The sequence below is a fragment of the Candidatus Accumulibacter sp. ACC007 genome (assembly GCF_907163205.1).
Taxonomy (GTDB): Bacteria; Pseudomonadota; Gammaproteobacteria; order Burkholderiales; family Rhodocyclaceae; genus Accumulibacter; species Accumulibacter regalis.
In genome coordinates, this window is sequence record NZ_CAJQUD010000001.1 from 1,121,260 (window position 1) to 1,138,845 (window position 17,586).

Consider the following 17,586-nt stretch of genomic DNA (forward strand, 5'->3'; position numbering starts at 1 on the left):
AAGTCGGGAAAGCGTACGACTGTAGCCATGGCTAGTTTGACGATGACAAACACCTAACCCGGTTTTCCGTTCCACTGCACCTCAAACCCCGATTGAACCAAAGCCGGAGCCGGAGCCAGCGCCACCGGCGGGTGAAGCGCCGCGGAGTCGCTCCAGTAGGCTTCCAGCCCGCCGTAGAGCACCCTGATGGACCGCCGAGTCTTCTGGGAAATAATGCCGCCTACCGCCATCGCCAGTGAGCCGTCGCGATCCACGAGTATCAAGGGAACTACGCCGTTAAGGTAAGCAGCTTTGTCGATTACGTCCGCGATACTCGCGTTGATCGAGCCGGGCAGGCTGAAGTCCCCATACGCTGCCGGCGGGCGCAGATCCACGATCTCGAACGTTCCGGGGAGATCCATAAGCATGCGTTTGAGTTCTACGGGGGCAATGCGCTGCGGCAGTGTGACGGACCGTGCAGGAGGCTCGGCCCATGCCGTTGCCGTAACGATCGTTCCGCCTAGTAATAATCCGGCCGCGTACAGTGTGTGGCGAATGGGCATGGGCTTCATGGGCAAACTCCTGTCTCCGCATGAATAAATTCATGTGTCTGTTACCGGCTGCGGCTGATCGACTCTGAACTTATAAGTTCAACTGCTTGCACTGTCTGTTCGCTTCCGAACACAACGCTTTCCGGGCCTGTTGCTGAGCGCAGTTCAGTTCGGAGGGGGCTCATCTCAACTTGTGCCAGCCAGGGCAAGAACCTGTTGGGCGTGAAAGCGGACCCGTCGTGGCACGGCGATGTCGTGGTGCTCAACACCAGGGAGTTCATGCACGGCAAGTGGGTAGAGTCAGCTCACCGAGTGTGTCTTCGCTGACTCAGTAGCGGAACGGGTTGTCCGGGCGTCTGTCCTGGCTGTTGCGAACGCCATCGCCATCACGGTCACGGCCGCTGTCGCCGTGGCGAGGAGCGCCATCATGGCCACGATCGCGCTGGTAATTGTCACCCCGATGCTGACCACGATCCTGATACGGTGTGTCGTAAACCATACAACCGGAAACCAACATGCTGGCAGCGATCAGAAACACAACAAGCTTGTTCATACACCCTCCTGGATCATTTCTGTTAACCCGTCTGGCAAGGCGCCGGTATCGATCGGTACACGGCCGGAGCTTGATCTGCGTCAATGATGAGGCGGTTCGGCGCCAACATCTGTGCGCTGGCAGACGCACCCTGCCAGAAGCAACCAGCAGTGAAGTCACCGGGGCTCCCGCGTTCAAGTCGGCCGGCGGCGTAGCGGCGGGCGGTGCCTTGCTCGCCATCATCGTGGTCGTGTTGATGACGCCATCACGGACGCATCGCGGGTGGGCGGTCGGAGTCATCAGTACCGTCGTCGCGGGGATCGGCGGCGGGGCCATTGCGGTTCCGTACTTCCGGCTGCAGGAGTGGGTGATCGTGCGCTGGGTCGTTAACTTCATCGAGAAGAACCGGGATGCCGGAAGCGATGAGGTGGCCAAGGAAGCGAAGTAGATGTTATGAACGAGGCGCGAGCGTTCATCAAGCAGGTCTGGCCGGCGGCGCATTCGCCGGCAAGTTCGACTGATTGTGTCCAGTCCGTGGCAGCACGGACACGGCGAAACTGGTCGCCCATCACTGCAGTAGCGCCGAACTCGCAACGGGATGCCGTCATGGCCGCTGCCGTCACTGCTAGCAAGAGCATGCTATCAGCAGCATGAACTCAGGCGACAACTGGCTTGACATGTACCGGTGGGCAAGCTGCACGCTTGCGCTGCAGCTCTGTTCGCTGGCGAACAAACAGCCCGCAGGCATTGATCTATTCTCTGGCGCATGGATGCCCTGCCGATCACGCCCGCTGCAATCGCTCATCCCGCAGCCCGGGAACTTGCGCTGTCGGGCTCGTGGACGGCGCTCGGGGTCGCCGCCATCGAGCAAGAACTCAAGGCGCTGCCTGCCTCGGCCACGGTGAGCATCGACGCCGCCGGAATCGACGCGCTCGATACGGTGGGCGCCTGGCTGGTGGAAAAATACCTGCGGCGTGGCGAAGGAGCGGGCATCGAGCTGCGCGGTCTGCGTCCCGAGTTTACCCGCCTGCTCGACGCCGTGGCACAGCAGGTCGCCGACCAGAGCACCGCCCTCGCCCGCCCGGCCAGCGCGCCGCCGTCGATCCTTGAAGCCCTCGGCCGCAGTGCGGCGGGCTTTCTCGAAGAGGCGCTTGCGCTGCTTCATTTCGTCGGCGAATGCGGACTCGCCTTCGCCTCCTGCCTGGCCCATCCGGCACGCTTGCGCTGGCGCCCGATCCTGTTCAACATCCGCAGCGCCGGCGTCGACGCCCTGCCCATCGTCGGCCTGCTGTCCTTCCTGCTGGGCATCGTCGTCGCCTACCAGGGCGCCGACCAGCTGCGCCAATACGGCGCCAACATCTTCGTCGCCGATCTCGTCGGACTGTCTATGCTGCGCGAGTTCGCGCCGCTGATCACCGCCATCATCATCGCCGGACGCTCGGGTTCAGCCTACGCCGCGCAGATCGGTACGATGTCGGTGACCGAGGAAATCGACGCCATGCGTACGCTCGGCATCGCCCCGCTCGAACTGCTGGTGCTGCCGAAAATCATCGCGCTGCTGATCGTGCTGCCGCTGCTGACCCTGTTTGCCGACCTGCTCGGCGTCTTCGGCGGCATGGTCATGGCGCGCTCCCAGCTGGGCGTCGGCTTCGGCGAGTTTCTCGATCGCCTGGTCACGGCCGTCAGCGTCAGCGCCTACCTGACGGGCATCTGCAAGGCGCCGGTGTTCGCCGCCATCATCGCCACCATTGGCTGCTTCCAGGGTTTCCGCACCCATGGCGGCGCCGACAGCGTCGGTCGCCAGACCACGCGCAGCGTCGTTCAGTCGATTTTCCTGGTGATCGTTGCCGATGCCCTGTTTTCGGTCGCCTTCAGCGCGCTGGACCTCTGAGATGGGCACCACAGCCGACCCACTGGTGATTGAAATCAGCAAGCTGTCGACGCGCTTCGGCGAACAGGTAGTGCATCGCGACATTGACCTTGAAGTCCGGCGCGCCGAGATCTTCGCCGTGATCGGCGGCAGCGGCTCAGGAAAATCGACCCTGCTGCGCGAGATGATCCTGCTGCAGCGTCCCAACTCGGGTTCGATCCGCATCCTTGGCGTCAGCCTGGAGGCTATCGACGAGCGGCAGGCCCTCGCGCTGCGCCAGCGCTGGGGAGTGATGTTCCAGCAGGGCGGCCTGTTCGGCTCGCTGACGGTCAGCGAAAATGTCGGCCTGCCGCTGCGCGAATACACCCGGCTTGACGATGGCCTGATCGATCGGATCGTCGCCTGCAAGCTGGCGATGACCGGCCTGGCACCCGAGGTCGGCGCGCAGTACCCGTCCGAGCTCTCCGGCGGCATGATGAAGCGGGCGTCGCTGGCGCGCGCGCTGGCGCTCGACCCGCAACTGCTGTTTCTCGACGAGCCAACCGCCGGCCTCGACCCGCAGAGCGCCGCCGAGGTCGATCAGCTGGTGCGCCAAGTGCGCGACCTCTTTGGCCTGACCATTGTCATGATCACCCACGATCTTGACCTGCTGTGGCAGGTGGCCGACCGCGTTGCCGTCCTCGCCGACGGCGAAATAGCGGGAGTCGGTTCGATGCAGCAACTCGCGCAAATGGACAAGCCGGCGATCCGCGCCTTCTTCGACGGCCCACGCGGCAGGGCGGCGCAGGGAAAGCCGGCAGGTGCAGGCAGAGCAATGCCGCCGCACGTCGAAGCAAACCGTACCGGGAGACCATCATCGAAAGCAAAGTGAATTACACGCTCGTCGGCGCCTTCGTCCTGATACTTGGCGCCGCGCTGGTTGCCGGCGCCCTGTGGCTCGCCTCGGGCGGCGCCTTTCAGAAAAAGTACGATCTCTACCAGACGGTCGAGGAAGAGTCGGTGGCCGGTCTCAACCTCAATGCGCCGGTCAAATACAGCGGGGTCGATGTCGGCAAGGTCAGTGGAATCCAGCTCGATCCGGCCGACCCGCAACGGGTGATCCTGCTCTTTGCGATAGAGCGCGGCACGCTGATCAAGCAGGACACGGTGGCCGTGCTGAAAACACAGGGACTGACCGGAATCACCTATGTCGAACTTTCCGGCGGCACGCGCGAGGCACCGCCGCTGACGGTGACTGACGGCAACCCGTATCCGCTGATCCGCAGCGAGCCCTCGATCAGCGCACGTCTGGAAAACGTCCTGACGCGGGCACTGACCAAGCTCGACAGTACCTCTGACAGCATCAACGCCCTGCTCAGCGCGGACAATCAGGCGGCGTTCAAGAGCGCGCTGGCCGACATTGCCAGCATCGCGCACAGCATCGCCGCGCGCAAGGAAACGATTGACGCGGCAATCGCCAATGCCGGACGCACGCTCGAAAACAGCTCGCGCGCGTCGGCAAGACTCGGGCCGGCAATCGAAGGCATCGGACGCAGTGCCGAGTCGATCGAAAAGATGGGCAAGGAGGTCGCACGCACCAGTGCCAGCGCCGGCAAGACGGTCAATTCGATCGGCACCGACGTCCAGCGCTTCAGCGCGGAAACCTTGCCCGAACTCGAGCGCCTGCTCGGCGAACTCAGCGCCTTGTCGACCTCGCTGCGCCGCCTGACCGAGCAGACCGAACGCAATCCGGCCAGCCTGCTGTTCGGGCGCCGGCCGGTTGCGGAAGGTCCGGGCGAATCGTCGACCAGCGCAGAAAAAGGAACACCATGAGAAAACCATCCGCAGCACCTGTCCTCCGGCTGCTTGCCGCGGCGCTGGTGCTCACCCTGACCGGCGCCTGCAGCACGCTGCGGCCAACGGCAAGCGAGCAGCCAGCCTTCTATTCGCTCGACAACGCCGGCCTCGACGCGCCGGGTGCGACGGCGGAAATACCGAAAGCAGCGATGGCGGCAGCGACCCTGATCGTCAATCCGCCGCATGCGGCGTCGGGTTTCCAAAGCCAGCGCATCGTCTATGTCCGCGCGGCGCACCAGCTTGAGTACTATGCGCACAGCGAATGGATAGACCCGCCGGCGCAAATGATCGCACCACTGATCGTCGCCGCGCTTGAGTCGCGGGGACGCTTCCGCGCCGTCATCCTGACACCGAGCGTCGCCTCCGGCGACCTGCGACTCGACACCGAGATCATTCGCCTGCAGCATGAGTTGGGCAGCGAGCCGAGTCGCGTGCGACTGACGCTGCGCGCCTACCTGGTCGACAATGCGACGCGCCGGGTACTGAGCTGGCGTGAATTCGACGAGAGCGTCGCGGTCGCCAGCGAAGACCCCTACGGCGCCGTCGTCGCGGCCAATCGTGGGGTTTAGGTCGTTTCGTGTGGAACGGGCAAGAATGGGGCGAAGGGCGAGGCGGGCAAATGAGTGAGCTTTCCAGCGATGAGGTAGGCCATGGCGATGAAGTTTTCGACGCGGCGATAGCCGCGTGCCCTTGCGCGCGCCTCCTGGAGCGCTCGATTCATCGCTTCGACACGGCCATTGTGTTTGCCGGGGTGAAAACCGTTGAGTACGCCAGGAAGGTGCTTGCTGATCGTCCGTCCGAGGCGCTTGAACGGTTCGAGTCGGCAGCGGCTGGCCCAACTGAGCCAGCGCTTGAGCAGGGGCTTGGCCTCGTCAGGTGTCGTGGCGGTGGCGTAGATGGAGCGCAGCGCCTGCTTGATCCGCCAGGCCCGTGCGGTCTTGAGGTTCGAGCGCTGCAACCAGTACATGGTGTCGGTTTGCTTGACGGTCCAGTCGGCGGGTTTCTTGTGCAGGCCCCAGCGGGTGCCTTTGAGTTCGGGCGCGGTCTTGACCTCGGCGCGTCGCACCTCGTCCAGCGCCGTGCTGCTCAGAGCGACCACGTGGAAGCGGTCGAAACAGACCTCGGCTGCTGGAAAGTGCTCGGCGGCGCCGGCCTGGAACGAGCCGCTCATGTCCATGCTGACATGGGTGATCGCGGTGGGCTGGCCACCATGCTCGGTAAGGTCGCTGGCGAACTTTCCGAGCGTGGCCTTGTCCCGGCCCGGTGTGGCAAACAGCAGACGCTGCGCGTCGAGGTCATAAAAAACAGAGATATACGTCTGGCCGCGTTTACTGGCGGTCTCATCGACGCCGATCGCGCGAACCCTAGCATGACTTTCCTGGGCGCGCGCCCGGCCCACATGATGATTGATCACGCGCCACAGTCTGCGACTGCGCACGCGCAGCAGTCGGCCAGCTGCCAAGACCGACATGGTCGGCGCCAGCATCAACGTCAAGGCCTCGAACAGCAGCGTGAAGCGGCTCCCTTCACGCGCCCAGGGAACAGGAATCTGCGTGACCTTGCCGCAACCGGCACAGGCCACTCGCGGCACCTCGGCATGCAGGTGGGCTTCGTACTGAAAGAAATCCATATGGCGCCAGGAACGCGCCAAGCGGTCATGCAGCGGCTGCGCCGCCGCACCGCAAGCCGGGCAAGCATGAATGGCTGCGCCAAATCGGACCTGGAAATCGATCCGTCCGGACTCTGGCTTGAAGATGACCTCAGCTACCTGCCAAGGAGCAACGAGACCCAGAGCCTGGGTGAACAGCGTTTCAATCATGAGGAACCGGTCGCGAGAGGAAAGACCGCCATTGTCCTCCATGCCGAGGGCGGCAGACTGCCTTCCTCGGCCCGGAGCAAGCGTAAGCAAGCGGGCAGCGATGTAAAGGGTTCGGCTGCGCCCGGACTGCGTCCGCCCTTGACATCACCGCTCCCTCAAAACGCGAAACCCATCGCCGGTTCCACACGAAACGACATAGAGCCCAATCGTGCCGCGCAGACGGTGCTGGGAAAGCTGGCCGACTTTTGCGCCGACGCGGCCGGAAAATGGCAACCGACTGCTGATCAGCCGACGAGATAGGCTATCTGCCAATGACCCGCGAGCAGGCCAATCCGGTCATTGGCCGGTAAGGCGGCGCGCTATAACCTGCCCATCACCAACAGAACAAGCAGGATCAGCACCACCAGGCCAATACCACCGCTGGGACCGTAACCCCATCCCCGGCTGTGTGGCCAGGCGGGAATTACGCCGAGCAGGATCAAGATGACAACGATCAACAAAATCGTTCCTAATGACATTTAAGTTCTCCTCGTAGCAGTACGTCGTAGCGGTGCGGCATTCGCGGACATTCGTGCTGCACGCCCGTAATGATTTCCTCGGGGCGAGGTACCTCGTCAGCCGAATGTTGCCGTGCTTACGCCTTTATGGCGATGGTCTCCTGCTGGTGCTCGCGGCGACCATCGCCAGCAACGTGGCTGACCTCCACAACCGTCGCCATGTCCGTGATAGCGATCATACGCGGGCGAGGAAAAGCGTCTGTACGCCACCCCACACTGAACGAGGCTTCACCACCCCTGAGGCCGGCGGGTGCCGGCAATCGCCCTGCGTACGCTGGCGCACAGACCCGATACTGGGCGAGGCAGAGCATTGCATGCGGACGGATGTCGGCACTCAGATGTATGCCTTACTGTCGACAGAGGCAGCGGAATGCCGTGAAGGCGGTGTGCGGTTGCTCGTCACTACTTTTCACGCCGTCCTTGTGTCGGTTGTGATTTCCCCACCATTCACTCGCCCCAGGGAACATGATGAAAACCGAATTGATCGCCCAACAAGAGACCGTCGAAGGCATGAAGCACAAGCTGGTGAAGGAAATCAGGAGCGTGGTCGACGATGCCGACAACCTGCTGAAGAAAGCGACTACGTCAACCGCCGAGGGATGGGATGCGGCGCGCACGCAGATCGGAGCTAAACTGAGCGAGGCCAGATCCCGACTCGACGACGCGCGAATCGCGGTGACCGACAACGCCAAGTCCGTCGCGGGCTCCACTCACGAGTATGTGGAGGACAACCCCTGGAAGGTCGCCGGGCTCGCCTTGGCCGTCGGATTGCTCATCGGCGCCCTTGTCAGTCGCCGTTGATCCAGACGTGGTAATTGCGCCGCTGCCTCTAGCCAGGAGGCTGCAGCCTTCAACGCTGCCGACTTGGCCTGGATCACTTGCTGCCTGGGCTTTCCTCGATCAACTGGTCGCGAATCGACAACAGCTCTTTCCTTCGTGCCGCGTTGGTTTCTGGATAATCCATCTTTAGCGCCTTGAAGGTATCCAGAATAATTCCGGAAACGATCAGCCGGGCGTTCTTCTTGTCATCGGCGGGAACGACGTACCAGGGCTTCCGCACTCGGATGTCATCGCTTTGACAGTCCCAGCATGTTCATCCGGAGATCGTCATCCCAAGCGGCGGCTTTACGCTTCAGGCGTAAGCTGCCTTTGGTCTTGTGGGTCGTATCGAGGCGGATCATGTTGAGCACGATCTTCTTCAGGAGCGAGAGGTTTTGCGGCGCGTTGTCCTTGCGGATGGTGCTGCCATCCTCACCGAAGCTGACATCAAGGACCCAGTGAAGCCGGTTTTCCACGCCCCAGTGCGCACGCGCGGCTGCCGCCAGTTGTTCGGCGGTCAATACACGCGAACTGATGTAGTAACGCCGCTCCAGGTCCGACTCATGGTCGCCAACCTTGCGCAGAGAGTCGATACGGCCGATGGTCTTGCACTCGGGCCAATCAACGGGATGCACGATCTCTTGCGCAGGGAGGACCGAGGCGATCTGCCCAACCAGCCGACCATGACCTTTTTGGACCTCGCGTTGGCGATCGACGCCTTCGGCTTGGTACTGGTCGATGAACGCCGCCTCGATGGCCTCCAACAGTGTCGGTTGATTGCCTTTGACCGCCAGCAGATAGTCGCCACCCTGATCCGTGATCTGCGACGCGATCTTCTTCTGGCAGCCCATGGCGTCGATGCTGACCAGGAAGCCCTTGAGGTAAAGGGCTTCGAGCAATTCCGGGATGGCGGTGATCTCGTTACTCTTGCCGCTCACCTTCTCCTGGCCAAGAACGATGCCCAGGTCCGTGGCGAAGGCACTGACCATGTGAATAGCAGTCTCGCCGCCACTGCCCGACCCGCGCACCGTCTTGCCATCGACGGCAATGCTGCCGCTCAAGGCGCCAACAATGCCGCCCACCCAGCGCCGGAAAGCGCTTTCGAATTGCTTCGGGTCGAGGACCCGAAAGACGCGAAGGAAGGTCTCCTCGGAGGGAACGCCGTTCGTAAGCATGAGGAATTTGCGCAACCACGCTTCCTTCGCCCGGCCCCAGTACGCGATGTCCTCGACCGTGTCGCAATCCGACAGTGCCGCCGCAACGGCAATCACCAGCATCTCCAGAAAGTCATGCAGTGTCCCATTGCTCGGCTTGCGCGGGTCGTCGATTTCGCTCAAGCAGTTCATCAGCGTCGCTCCGTTGGTCAAAGTCATTTCGGTCGCCCAAAAGACGAGAGTAGACCCGATTCCAACGCAGTTTACAAGCTGTTGGCATAACACCATGAATGTTAACGATTTTTCCCCGGCTCATGACATGCCATCCGAGTGCGGAAGCCCTGAACGACGTACCAAGGCGCCTGTTCCGTGCTTGTCGCGCCAAGGCATGCCTCGTACGCCTGCATGTACCGATCCCAGTATTTTCTTTCTTCGATGTCGGCGACGCTGAATTTCCAGTTCTTGTCCGGATCATCGATGCGTTCGAGAAAGCGCTTGCGCTGCTCTTCCTTCGACAGGTGAAGAAAGAACTTGATGACCCGGGTGCCGTTTCGATAGAGATGGTTCTCCAGGTCTACGATCGAGCGATAGCGATCCCGCCAGGTCGCCTTCTCCTCGATGATTCCTTCCGGCAACCGTTGACCGAGCAGAATCTCCGGATGCACGCGAACGATCAACACTTCCTCGTAGTAGGAACGATTGAAGATGCCGATCCGCCCGCGTTCGGGCAGGGATCGCGTGGTGCGCCAGAGAAAGTCGTGATCCAGTTCGATCGCGCTCGGGTGCTTGAAGCTGAACACCTGGCATCCCTGCGGATTGACGCCGGACATCACGTGGCGGATGGCGCCATCCTTGCCGGCGGCGTCCATCGCCTGGAAAATCAGCAGCACCGCATAGCGGTTGGAGGCGTAGTGAACACGTTGCAGGGTGCTTAGCTCCTGCACGTGTTCCTCGAGTCGCTTGGCGTACTTCTTCTTCGACTTGTACACGGGCTCTACGAGCGTCGGCCATTTTTTGAGATTGACCGGTTTTCCTTCCGGTACGCGGAAATCACTGACATCGATTTCGGTATTCATTGTTTTCTCTGCTCCTTCAAGATCCGGCCTGAAGCTACTTCTCTGTCGACAAGGCTTCAAATCCGGAGGTCACATCGAACAATTCTTCGTCGATACTGCTTTGACGAAGGCGGTGGAAGCTGCCGTTGAACGTTTCCAGCAATTCGTCGATATTCTTGTCAGCACGCTGCATCGCCGCCAGTCGGCTGGCGTTTTCGCTGGCCAGGGATTCGGCGCAGGCCCGGAACAGCGAGACGAAGAGATATTCGCGGATCAGCGCGCGCAGGGTCGCCGTGTTGTCGCCCTGGTCTCCGAGTACCTCGGGCAGACTCCTGGTCGGCCACGGCAGTTCGGCCAGGTCGCGCCGCCAGATGTCGTCCAGCGGCAGCAGGCGCTGAGTGACGGGTTCGAATGCCGCACCGGCGATCGGGCGGTTGTAGAACAGGTGAAGTTCGCCTCCGTCATCCGCGTCGTGGTGCGCCTCGCTCTCGACCAGTATCTGCCCTGCCAGCGGGGTAATGCCGTCAATCGAAGTCGGCACGGTAAATCCGCCTGCTGGCGCTAGTCCGGCATCCAACAGGCGCCCGTACACACGCTCGCCGACCGCCCAGATCTGAGGCTTGCCGGGCAGCGCGGCCAGCGTTGTTACCGCGAAATCCGCCACCACGTCATTGAAGCGCCCCACCAGGCCCTGATCGGAACCGAAAACGACGGCCCCCACGGTGGCTGTATCGGCGTGGCCTTTGCGTGCGGGTACCGCCATGGCCCGAGCACGTTTGCGGAAGAGGATGCTCAGGCCCAGTTCCACGGTCCGGTGGTAGTCGCCGAGAGCATGCACCGATTGCTCGTACTGGCCGATGCTCGACGCGGCCATGGCCTTCATGGTGCGCACGACGGACTGGAGTTCTCCGGCGCTGTCGATCTTACGGCGCAGGCTCGCCGTGGTATCGCTCATTACTCCTCCGCGAGTGTCGATCCGGGTTGGGGCAAATCGGCCGGATGCCGCTGTTGATTGCGCTGCTTGCCAAGCGTTGTGTCGATCACCCTGGTCAATTTCTGCATGGGTTTTGTTCCTGTCGAGATGGTGATTGGTGCGGTACCGGTTTTGTCCCTATTCTCCATCTGCGGGCTTCGGTTCGCTTTCCGCTTGTGATTCTGGCGTGGGCTGGAAGGGAGCAAGCGCTTGGCGGGCGATGTCGATGATGGCCTTGCGATCTTCATCGCTTGGCTTGTCGGCCGTGTCGAAGCGGGTAGAGACCTCGGCCGGAATCTTCGCGGCCGCCTCTTGAACGGCGTGTTCGGCATCCTTCATTTTTTCCAACGGCACGGTGTCGAACAGTTTTTCAATCAGTGCCAGCAGGACGGCGATCTGGGCGGACACGGGCACAGGGGCGAATTCCGGCTGCTGGAGACAGGAGCGGATGCGCTTGCCGTGCCCGAGCGTTTTGCGCGTGTCGTCATCGAGGCGGGCGCCGAAGCGGGAAAAGGTTTCGAGCTCCTCGAACTGCGCATAGGCAAGCTTGAGGTCTCCCGCCACAGCGCGGTAAACGGCGCGTTGTGCCTTGCCACCGACGCGTGATACGGATTTCGCAACATCGACTGCGGGTAACACCCCCAGCTCGAACAGTGATGGCGAGAGATAGATCTGCCCGTCGGTAATCGAAATGAGATTGGTCGGAATATAGGCGGAAATATTCTGCGCTTCGGTCTCGATGATCGGCAGTGCCGTGAGCGAGCCGCCGCCGCGTTCCTGGGAGAGATGCGTCGCCCGTTCCAGCAGCCGTGAATGGATATAGAAAATGTCACCCGGAAAAGCCTCACGGCCGGGGGGGCGGCGCAGCAGTAGCGAAAGCTCGCGATAAGCACGGGCATGGTGGGTGAGGTCGTCATAGACGATCAGCACGTCGCGTCCCGCTTCCATGAAATGCTCGGCGATGCTGGTCGCGGCGTAGGGTGCGATGTAGGCGAGACCGGGGGGGTCGTTGCCCTCGGTCACGACCACGACGGTGTAGTCCATCGCGCCCTGTTCCCGCAGGTTGGCAACCAGCTTGGCCACGGCGGAAGCGCGCTGGCCGATGGCGCAATAGACACACAGGATGTCGCGGCCGCGCTGGTTGAGGATGGTGTCGAGCGCGATCGCGGTCTTGCCGGTGCGGCGGTCGCCGAGGATCAGCTCGCGTTGGCCTTGCCCGATCGGAATCAGCGCATCGACCACCTTGAGCCCAGTCTGCAGCGGTACGGTAACGGGCGCGCGATCCATGATGGCCGCCGCGGTGCGTTCGATCGGCAGGCGTGCGGTCTCCGCTATCGGGCCCTTGCCGTCGAGCGGCTGGCCGAGTGGATTGATGACGCGGCCGAGCAGTGTGTCACCCACCGCAACATCCATTATCCGGCCCGTGCGTTCGACCGGGTCGCCTGCTTGCAGCTTCGTGTAGTCGCCGAGCAGGACGACACCAATGTCGTCCTCATCGACGTTGAAGGCAATGCCGAAAATGCCGCGTGGAAACTTCAGCAATTCCTCGAAGCCGACGCCGGGCAGGCCGGAGACGTGAGCGACGCCGGTGGAAACGCTGGTGACGGCGCCGCTTTCGCGCGCGCTCAGCTGCGCTGCAAAGGCTTCCCGCGCCTTGCCAATATCGGCAAAGGTCCGGTCAAAAACGCTCTGCAATGTCACGGGGGCTGAATTCACTGCGGCCTCGCTGCGGACTTCGATTGTTCCGGCTCGGGTTTGGCTTTGACCTCAGGCTTGACTTCGGGCTGGTCCTTTTCTTGCAGCAGTTCGCCCACGCTCTGTTCCAGCGCGGTGAGGTAATCGGCGATGGTCCACGCTATTTTTTGCCCGCCTGCGTCGAGTTCGACGCCGCTGACCAGTTCCGGCGCGGTTTCGAAGCGGACGTCGATATCGACCGAGAACGTCTCATTGATCGCTTTTTGTATCTTCGCCTGCTGACCCTCGGGCAGGTCAAAAGCGCTGCGCAATAACGCCTGATCGGAAGCCGTCTTGAGCGCCTTGGCGAAAACTGCCTTTACCTCGTCGGACACCGCCCGCAGACGATCGACGAAAATGTCGCCCATGCGTTCCTCCAGGCTTGCGCCGGCAAGATCGGTAAGCGCTTTTCGCGCGATGGAAAACACTTCGTCCTGTGTTTTGCGACTGATGGTCTTGCTCAGGTTGCGCGCGTCGCTGATGAGGGTTTCCCGGTGCTTGGCGCTCAATGCATCGGCAGCCTTGCGCGCCTCATCGAACAGGCGCCGGCGTTCTTTCTTCGCCTCTTCGGTCGCCTTGGTCAACAGGGCGGCGCGCTGCTGGTCGAAGTCGTCGTTCTTGCGCAGGAACTCATCGCGCTCTTTTTCTGCCTCGGTTTCCTTCGCAGCGGCGTCGGCGAGTTTTGCGGCGATCCGCTTCTCGCGGGCATCAATGGCGTGAAGAATCGGCTGGTAAAGAAAGCGCTTCATCAACCACACCAGGATGAGGAAGTTGAGCGCTTGCGCGCCGACCGTGAACCAGTCGATCAGCATGGCTTACTTTCCCACGCTCTGGGCGATGACGTGATTCCAGAACGGGTTGGCAAAAATGAGGATCATCGAGACCACGAAGCAATAGATGGCCGTGGATTCGATCATCGCCAGACCGACAAACAGCGTTCGGGTGATGGTGGCGGAGGCGTCGGGCTGCTGCGCCAGCGAAGTGAGCGCGGTGGCAACCGCCTGCCCTTCGCCAAGCGAAGGTCCGATGACCCCGATCGCGATGGTGATGCCGGCGGTGATGATCGATGCCACTGCAATGATGGTCATGCTGTCCATGGATTTTCCTTTGCTCTGTTTGGTAATGCTTGTTTCAAGGCGCGGGTTCCGCACCCATTTGTGGCTTGCGAACGCGCATCGCGGCCGCGATGTAGACGGCAGCCAGAATGCTGAAGATGTAGGCCTGCACCATGCCGGTCAGCAGGCCGAGCAGGGTCATCAAGATCGGGAAAATGAACGGCGTGATGGTCAGCAGGATGGCAATGATCATCGAGCCGCTCATCATGTTGCCGAACAGGCGCACGGCCAGTGCCAGGGTGCGCGAGATTTCACTGATGATGTTGAACGGCAGCATGATCACCGTTGGCTCAATGTAGGACTTGAGGTAGCCGCCCATGCCCTGGGCCTCGATGCCGAACAGCGGTACCGCCACAAGCACGCACAGCGCCAGCGCAGCCGTGGTCGACAGCGAACCGGTCGGCGGCTCATAGCCGGGAATGACGGTGCACAGCGCAGCGCTGGCGAGAAACAGGAACAAGGTGCCGAGAAAGGGGAGAAACTTCCGCGCATCGGACAGGCCGACATCTTGAAGCTGTTTTTCGATGGTGGTGACGACGATTTCAAGCAGGTTCTGCCAGCGTGAGCGTTTCAGCCCGGTGGAAAGCTTGCGTGTGATCAACAGGGAACCAACGGTCAGCAGCAGCATCAGCCCCCAGGTGAACACGATCGTGCCATTGAGCTTGAAAAATCCGTGCTGCCAGAAAATGATTTCGTCGGGACTAAGGCGCATGGCTCATCTCCTGTGCACGCTTGCTTTCCCGTTCGACCTGTGGGCGAGTCAAGCGCACAGCGATGAAACGCACGACGACAAAGCCGAACAGACACGCCAGCAACCGCTGCCAATCCGTGTGGCCGACGGCATAAAACCCCCCCAGCACTATGCTCATACGCAATAGCAGGCTGCCGAAGAACAGCAGCGCCGGTCGTCGCGATGAAACGGCTCTTTGTACCGTCCACCACAGGCCGCCGAAGAAAACCGCGCCGAGTGCAAAACCTGCCACGCCCGCCAGCGCCAATGCGAGCAGGTCATTCATCGTCATCTTCCGCCTCCTCCCGCATCGCCTTGTCTTCCTTATCTACCCAGTGCCAGGCATTTAGGCAGCCGATCGCGAGCCCCGCCATCAACAAGGCCAGCGTCCAGGAATGCTGGCCCGGGTGGTTTTTATCCACCCACAGTCCCAGTGCTGCGCCGAGAAACGTCGGTACGGTCACCGACCAACCGACCAGGCCCATCATGCCCAGCCCGAACCAGACACCCGGCGAGGCGTTGCGCCGCGCCTTGAGCTTGCGCGCCGCCTTGGCGGCTACCTGATCGGCGAAGGCTGAACCGCTTTTCGATGCCTTGCCGGTGGGTTCGTCAATCATGTTGAAAGGCCGCGAAGCGGCGCAGAAATCCGCTTTCCAGTTTTGCCATGACCGTACGTACGCTCTGCTCCTGCTCGCCAATGGTCAGAAATTCCTTCTCGACGGCAGTGCGTAGTTCACCGAGATCCTTTCCGCCCACGGCCCGGCGTACCGAAACCAGCACCTGTGCGCCGGTCTTGACCAGCACCCCTTCGTCGACGGCGACAAAAATTTCATCACCGGCTTCGGTCTCATAGGTCAGGATTCCCGGCACCAGTACCGCCACACAATCGAGCCGCTGTGGCAGAAGCCCGAACGAACCCCCGCGCGTTTCCGCGACGATGCACGACACACCGGCCTTTTCGTCGAATACCTGGAACGGCAGCAGAATCTTAAGATTCATGGGCGACTGCCGCTGCTTCGGGGTTTGCATCAGGCTTCGCCCCGGCGGCGGGTTTGGCGTCGACTTTCTTGGCGGGTTGCTCGGGGGGAACCGTTTTCTTCGCTTCATCGATCTTGCCGATCATGTAAAACGCGCTCTCCGGCGTGTCCTTGAGTTCATCGCGCAGGATGCGTTCGCAACCATCCAGCGCGTCCTTCAGGCTGACAAGTTTCCCTTTCAGATTGGTGAACTGTTCGGTCGTAAAAAAAGGCTGGGTCAGAAAGCGCTCCAGGCGGCGGGCACGAGCGACCACCTGGCGATCCGCCGGCGAAAGCTGTTCGAGGCCGAGCATCGCAATGATGTCCTTGAGTTGCTCATACTGCGCCAGCGTGTGGCGGATTTGCTGTGCCAGGGCATAGTGGCGCTCGCCGACGATGCCCGGCGTCGCCATGCGCGAACTGGACTGCAGCGGATCAATGGCAGGGAACAGCCCTTCGCTGGCGCGCTTGCGCGAGAGCACGATGGAGGCGGAAAGATGGGCGAAGGTATGCACCGCCGCCGGATCGGTGAAATCGTCGGCAGGCACATATACGGCCTGGATCGAGGTGATGGCGCCGGTGTCGGTGTTGGCGATGCGCTCTTCCAGTCCGGCCAGTTCGGTGCCCATGGTCGGCTGATAACCGAGACGGGAGGGCATTTGCCCCATCAAACCGGATATTTCCATGCCGGCCTGGATAAAGCGAAAGATATTGTCGACCAGCAGTAGCACGTCGCGATGCTCATCGTCGCGGAAATATTCGGCCATGGTCAGCGCGGCATGGCCAACGCGAAAGCGGCTGCCCGGCGGTTCGTTCATCTGTCCAAAGACCATCACCATGTTCGGCAGCACGCCTGCCGCTTTCATCTCACGGTAGAGCTCTTCGCCTTCGCGGCAGCGCTCGCCGATGCCGCAAAAAATGCTGACACCGTCGTGATGCCCGATCATGTTATGGATCATTTCCGTCAGCAATACCGTCTTGCCCACGCCCGCGCCGCCAAACAGCCCGGCCTTGCCGCCGCGCTCAAGCGGCATCAGTACGTCGATGACCTTGATGCCCGTCTCGAAAATTTCCGATTTGGTGGAGCGGCGGGCCAGCGGCGGAGGCGGCTGGTGTACCGAGCGCCACTCGACATCGGACAAGGCCCCTTCGCGATCAATGGTGTTGCCGAATACATCGAACATGCGCGAGAGAATCGTCTTGCCGACTGGCGCCTGCAGCGGCCCGCCCGTGTCTTCCACGGCCATACCACGGGCCAGACCTTGTGTGGGTGTCAAGGCAATGCCGCGTACATGATGCGCATCACGCTGCGTCTGCACTTCGATCACGATCTGCTTGTCGTCTCCCGTGCGAAGCACGGAATGAATCGGCGGCAAACGTCCGTCGAAGCGTATATCCACGACGCTGCCACGCACTGATATGACGCTGCCGGCATTTGAAGGGACGTTGCTAACTTTCATTTCTCATCCGCAAGCAGGGAATGACATCGGAAGCGCCTTGGCCTCTTCGCAATAGCAAACCATGTCACTTCACGGACTCAGCACTCTGTGCGGCAGCGTACATACCGGTGAATATACCGCTTGCAGGTCGGCGGAAAGAAGGAATTGACCGGGTGCACTGGCATCGAAATCGAGATTAGCAAACAGCGCGCAGCGCCTCCATCCACAAGACCTCGGCCTTGTCGCGACGAACCGCGGCCTTTCTGGCAACCCATGGCAGGATCCTTGGGTAAGTCTGCCTCATTTCAGTCTCCTTGGTGCGCCGTCGTCAAGCGTGGTCAAACACCTCTTGCCTTCGGCATTGTTGTGAGGTCACGGGACAGCTGGCCACTTGCAGCTTCGGCTGG

The 17,586-nt window shown here is 61.6% G+C and carries 21 protein-coding genes and 1 pseudogene; 6 read left to right on the forward strand and 16 right to left on the reverse strand.

Features of this window, described 5'->3' with window-relative positions:
- Window positions 1-53: 53 nt before the first annotated feature.
- Both QZ634_RS04745 and QZ634_RS04750 read right to left on the reverse strand, forming a co-directional pair.
- Window positions 54-551, reverse strand: a complete 498-nt coding sequence (locus QZ634_RS04745) for a rhodanese-like domain-containing protein (RefSeq protein ID WP_291986013.1) — start codon at window positions 549-551, stop codon at window positions 54-56.
- Window positions 552-858: 307 nt separating this feature from the next.
- Window positions 859-1,083, reverse strand: coding sequence for a hypothetical protein (locus tag QZ634_RS04750; RefSeq protein WP_291986015.1), 225 nt, complete (start codon window positions 1,081-1,083; stop codon window positions 859-861).
- A gap of 70 nt (window positions 1,084-1,153) precedes the next feature.
- On the opposite strand from QZ634_RS04750, the gene QZ634_RS04755 reads away from it, so the two are divergent.
- From QZ634_RS04755 to QZ634_RS04775, 5 genes are all read left to right on the forward strand, one after another.
- Window positions 1,154-1,510: a hypothetical protein gene (locus tag QZ634_RS04755; RefSeq protein WP_291986017.1), complete on the forward strand. Its 357-nt coding sequence runs from the start codon at window positions 1,154-1,156 to the stop codon at window positions 1,508-1,510.
- A gap of 318 nt (window positions 1,511-1,828) precedes the next feature.
- On the forward strand, window positions 1,829-2,953 hold the full coding sequence (locus tag QZ634_RS04760) for an MlaE family lipid ABC transporter permease subunit (protein WP_291986019.1): 1,125 nt from the start codon (window positions 1,829-1,831) through the stop codon (window positions 2,951-2,953).
- Between the two features lies 1 nt (window position 2,954).
- On the forward strand, window positions 2,955-3,803 hold the full coding sequence (locus QZ634_RS04765; RefSeq protein WP_291986021.1) for an ATP-binding cassette domain-containing protein: 849 nt from the start codon (window positions 2,955-2,957) through the stop codon (window positions 3,801-3,803).
- Entirely contained in the window at window positions 3,800-4,744 is a 945-nt protein-coding gene (locus QZ634_RS04770) for an MlaD family protein (RefSeq protein ID WP_291986023.1), read from the forward strand. The genes QZ634_RS04765 and QZ634_RS04770 overlap by 4 nt, the downstream gene beginning before the upstream one ends.
- Window positions 4,741-5,337 carry an ABC-type transport auxiliary lipoprotein family protein gene (locus QZ634_RS04775; RefSeq protein ID WP_291986025.1) on the forward strand — a complete coding sequence of 199 codons (597 nt, stop codon included), beginning with the start codon at window positions 4,741-4,743 and terminating at the stop codon, window positions 5,335-5,337. The genes QZ634_RS04770 and QZ634_RS04775 overlap by 4 nt, the downstream gene beginning before the upstream one ends.
- On the opposite strand, the gene QZ634_RS04780 is transcribed toward QZ634_RS04775, so the two are convergent.
- Window positions 5,334-6,629 (reverse strand): ISL3 family transposase, encoded by a 1,296-nt coding sequence (locus tag QZ634_RS04780; RefSeq protein ID WP_291985253.1) that lies wholly within the window; start codon window positions 6,627-6,629, stop codon window positions 5,334-5,336. The genes QZ634_RS04775 and QZ634_RS04780 overlap by 4 nt on opposite strands.
- A 317-nt stretch (window positions 6,630-6,946) precedes the next feature.
- Window positions 6,947-7,105, reverse strand: a complete 159-nt coding sequence (locus tag QZ634_RS04785; protein WP_291986027.1) for a DUF3309 family protein — start codon at window positions 7,103-7,105, stop codon at window positions 6,947-6,949.
- Between the two features lie 519 nt (window positions 7,106-7,624).
- Here QZ634_RS04785 and QZ634_RS04790 point away from each other — a divergent pair.
- Complete coding sequence (locus QZ634_RS04790) at window positions 7,625-7,945, forward strand: DUF883 family protein (protein ID WP_291986029.1); 321 nt, start codon at window positions 7,625-7,627, stop codon at window positions 7,943-7,945.
- 73 nt (window positions 7,946-8,018) lie between these two features.
- Here the strand turns inward: QZ634_RS04790 and QZ634_RS04795 are convergent.
- From QZ634_RS04795 to atpD, 12 genes and pseudogenes are all read right to left on the reverse strand, one after another.
- Window positions 8,019-8,195, reverse strand: a pseudogene (locus tag QZ634_RS04795) (polyphosphate kinase 2 family protein); the annotation flags it as partial.
- 16 nt (window positions 8,196-8,211) lie between these two features.
- Window positions 8,212-9,309, reverse strand: coding sequence for an ISAs1 family transposase (locus tag QZ634_RS04800; RefSeq protein ID WP_291988012.1), 1,098 nt, complete (start codon window positions 9,307-9,309; stop codon window positions 8,212-8,214).
- Window positions 9,310-9,410: 101 nt separating this feature from the next.
- Window positions 9,411-10,193 carry a polyphosphate kinase 2 family protein gene (locus QZ634_RS04805; protein ID WP_291986031.1) on the reverse strand — a complete coding sequence of 261 codons (783 nt, stop codon included), beginning with the start codon at window positions 10,191-10,193 and terminating at the stop codon, window positions 9,411-9,413.
- A 34-nt stretch (window positions 10,194-10,227) separates the two neighbouring features.
- Window positions 10,228-11,127 (reverse strand): F0F1 ATP synthase subunit gamma, encoded by a 900-nt coding sequence (locus tag QZ634_RS04810; protein WP_291986033.1) that lies wholly within the window; start codon window positions 11,125-11,127, stop codon window positions 10,228-10,230.
- A 156-nt stretch (window positions 11,128-11,283) separates the two neighbouring features.
- On the reverse strand, window positions 11,284-12,861 hold the full coding sequence (locus tag QZ634_RS04815; protein ID WP_291986035.1) for an alternate F1F0 ATPase, F1 subunit alpha: 1,578 nt from the start codon (window positions 12,859-12,861) through the stop codon (window positions 11,284-11,286).
- Entirely contained in the window at window positions 12,858-13,691 is an 834-nt protein-coding gene (locus tag QZ634_RS04820) for a F0F1 ATP synthase subunit B (protein WP_291986037.1), read from the reverse strand. The genes QZ634_RS04815 and QZ634_RS04820 overlap by 4 nt, the downstream gene beginning before the upstream one ends.
- A gap of 3 nt (window positions 13,692-13,694) precedes the next feature.
- Complete coding sequence (locus tag QZ634_RS04825; protein ID WP_291986039.1) at window positions 13,695-13,976, reverse strand: F0F1 ATP synthase subunit C; 282 nt, start codon at window positions 13,974-13,976, stop codon at window positions 13,695-13,697.
- A gap of 34 nt (window positions 13,977-14,010) precedes the next feature.
- Complete coding sequence (locus QZ634_RS04830) at window positions 14,011-14,706, reverse strand: F0F1 ATP synthase subunit A (protein ID WP_291986041.1); 696 nt, start codon at window positions 14,704-14,706, stop codon at window positions 14,011-14,013.
- Entirely contained in the window at window positions 14,696-15,016 is a 321-nt protein-coding gene (locus QZ634_RS04835) for an ATP synthase subunit I (RefSeq protein WP_366145357.1), read from the reverse strand. Before QZ634_RS04835 ends, QZ634_RS04830 begins: the two co-directional genes overlap by 11 nt.
- Window positions 15,003-15,341 (reverse strand): AtpZ/AtpI family protein, encoded by a 339-nt coding sequence (locus QZ634_RS04840; RefSeq protein WP_291986043.1) that lies wholly within the window; start codon window positions 15,339-15,341, stop codon window positions 15,003-15,005. The genes QZ634_RS04835 and QZ634_RS04840 overlap by 14 nt, the downstream gene beginning before the upstream one ends.
- The gene (locus QZ634_RS04845) at window positions 15,334-15,723 is read right to left on the reverse strand and encodes a F0F1 ATP synthase subunit epsilon (protein ID WP_291986045.1); all 390 of its coding nucleotides are present in this window, start codon (window positions 15,721-15,723) and stop codon (window positions 15,334-15,336) included. Before QZ634_RS04845 ends, QZ634_RS04840 begins: the two co-directional genes overlap by 8 nt.
- On the reverse strand, window positions 15,713-17,200 hold the full coding sequence (gene atpD / locus QZ634_RS04850; RefSeq protein ID WP_291986047.1) for a F0F1 ATP synthase subunit beta: 1,488 nt from the start codon (window positions 17,198-17,200) through the stop codon (window positions 15,713-15,715). Before atpD ends, QZ634_RS04845 begins: the two co-directional genes overlap by 11 nt.
- Window positions 17,201-17,586 lie beyond the last annotated feature (386 nt).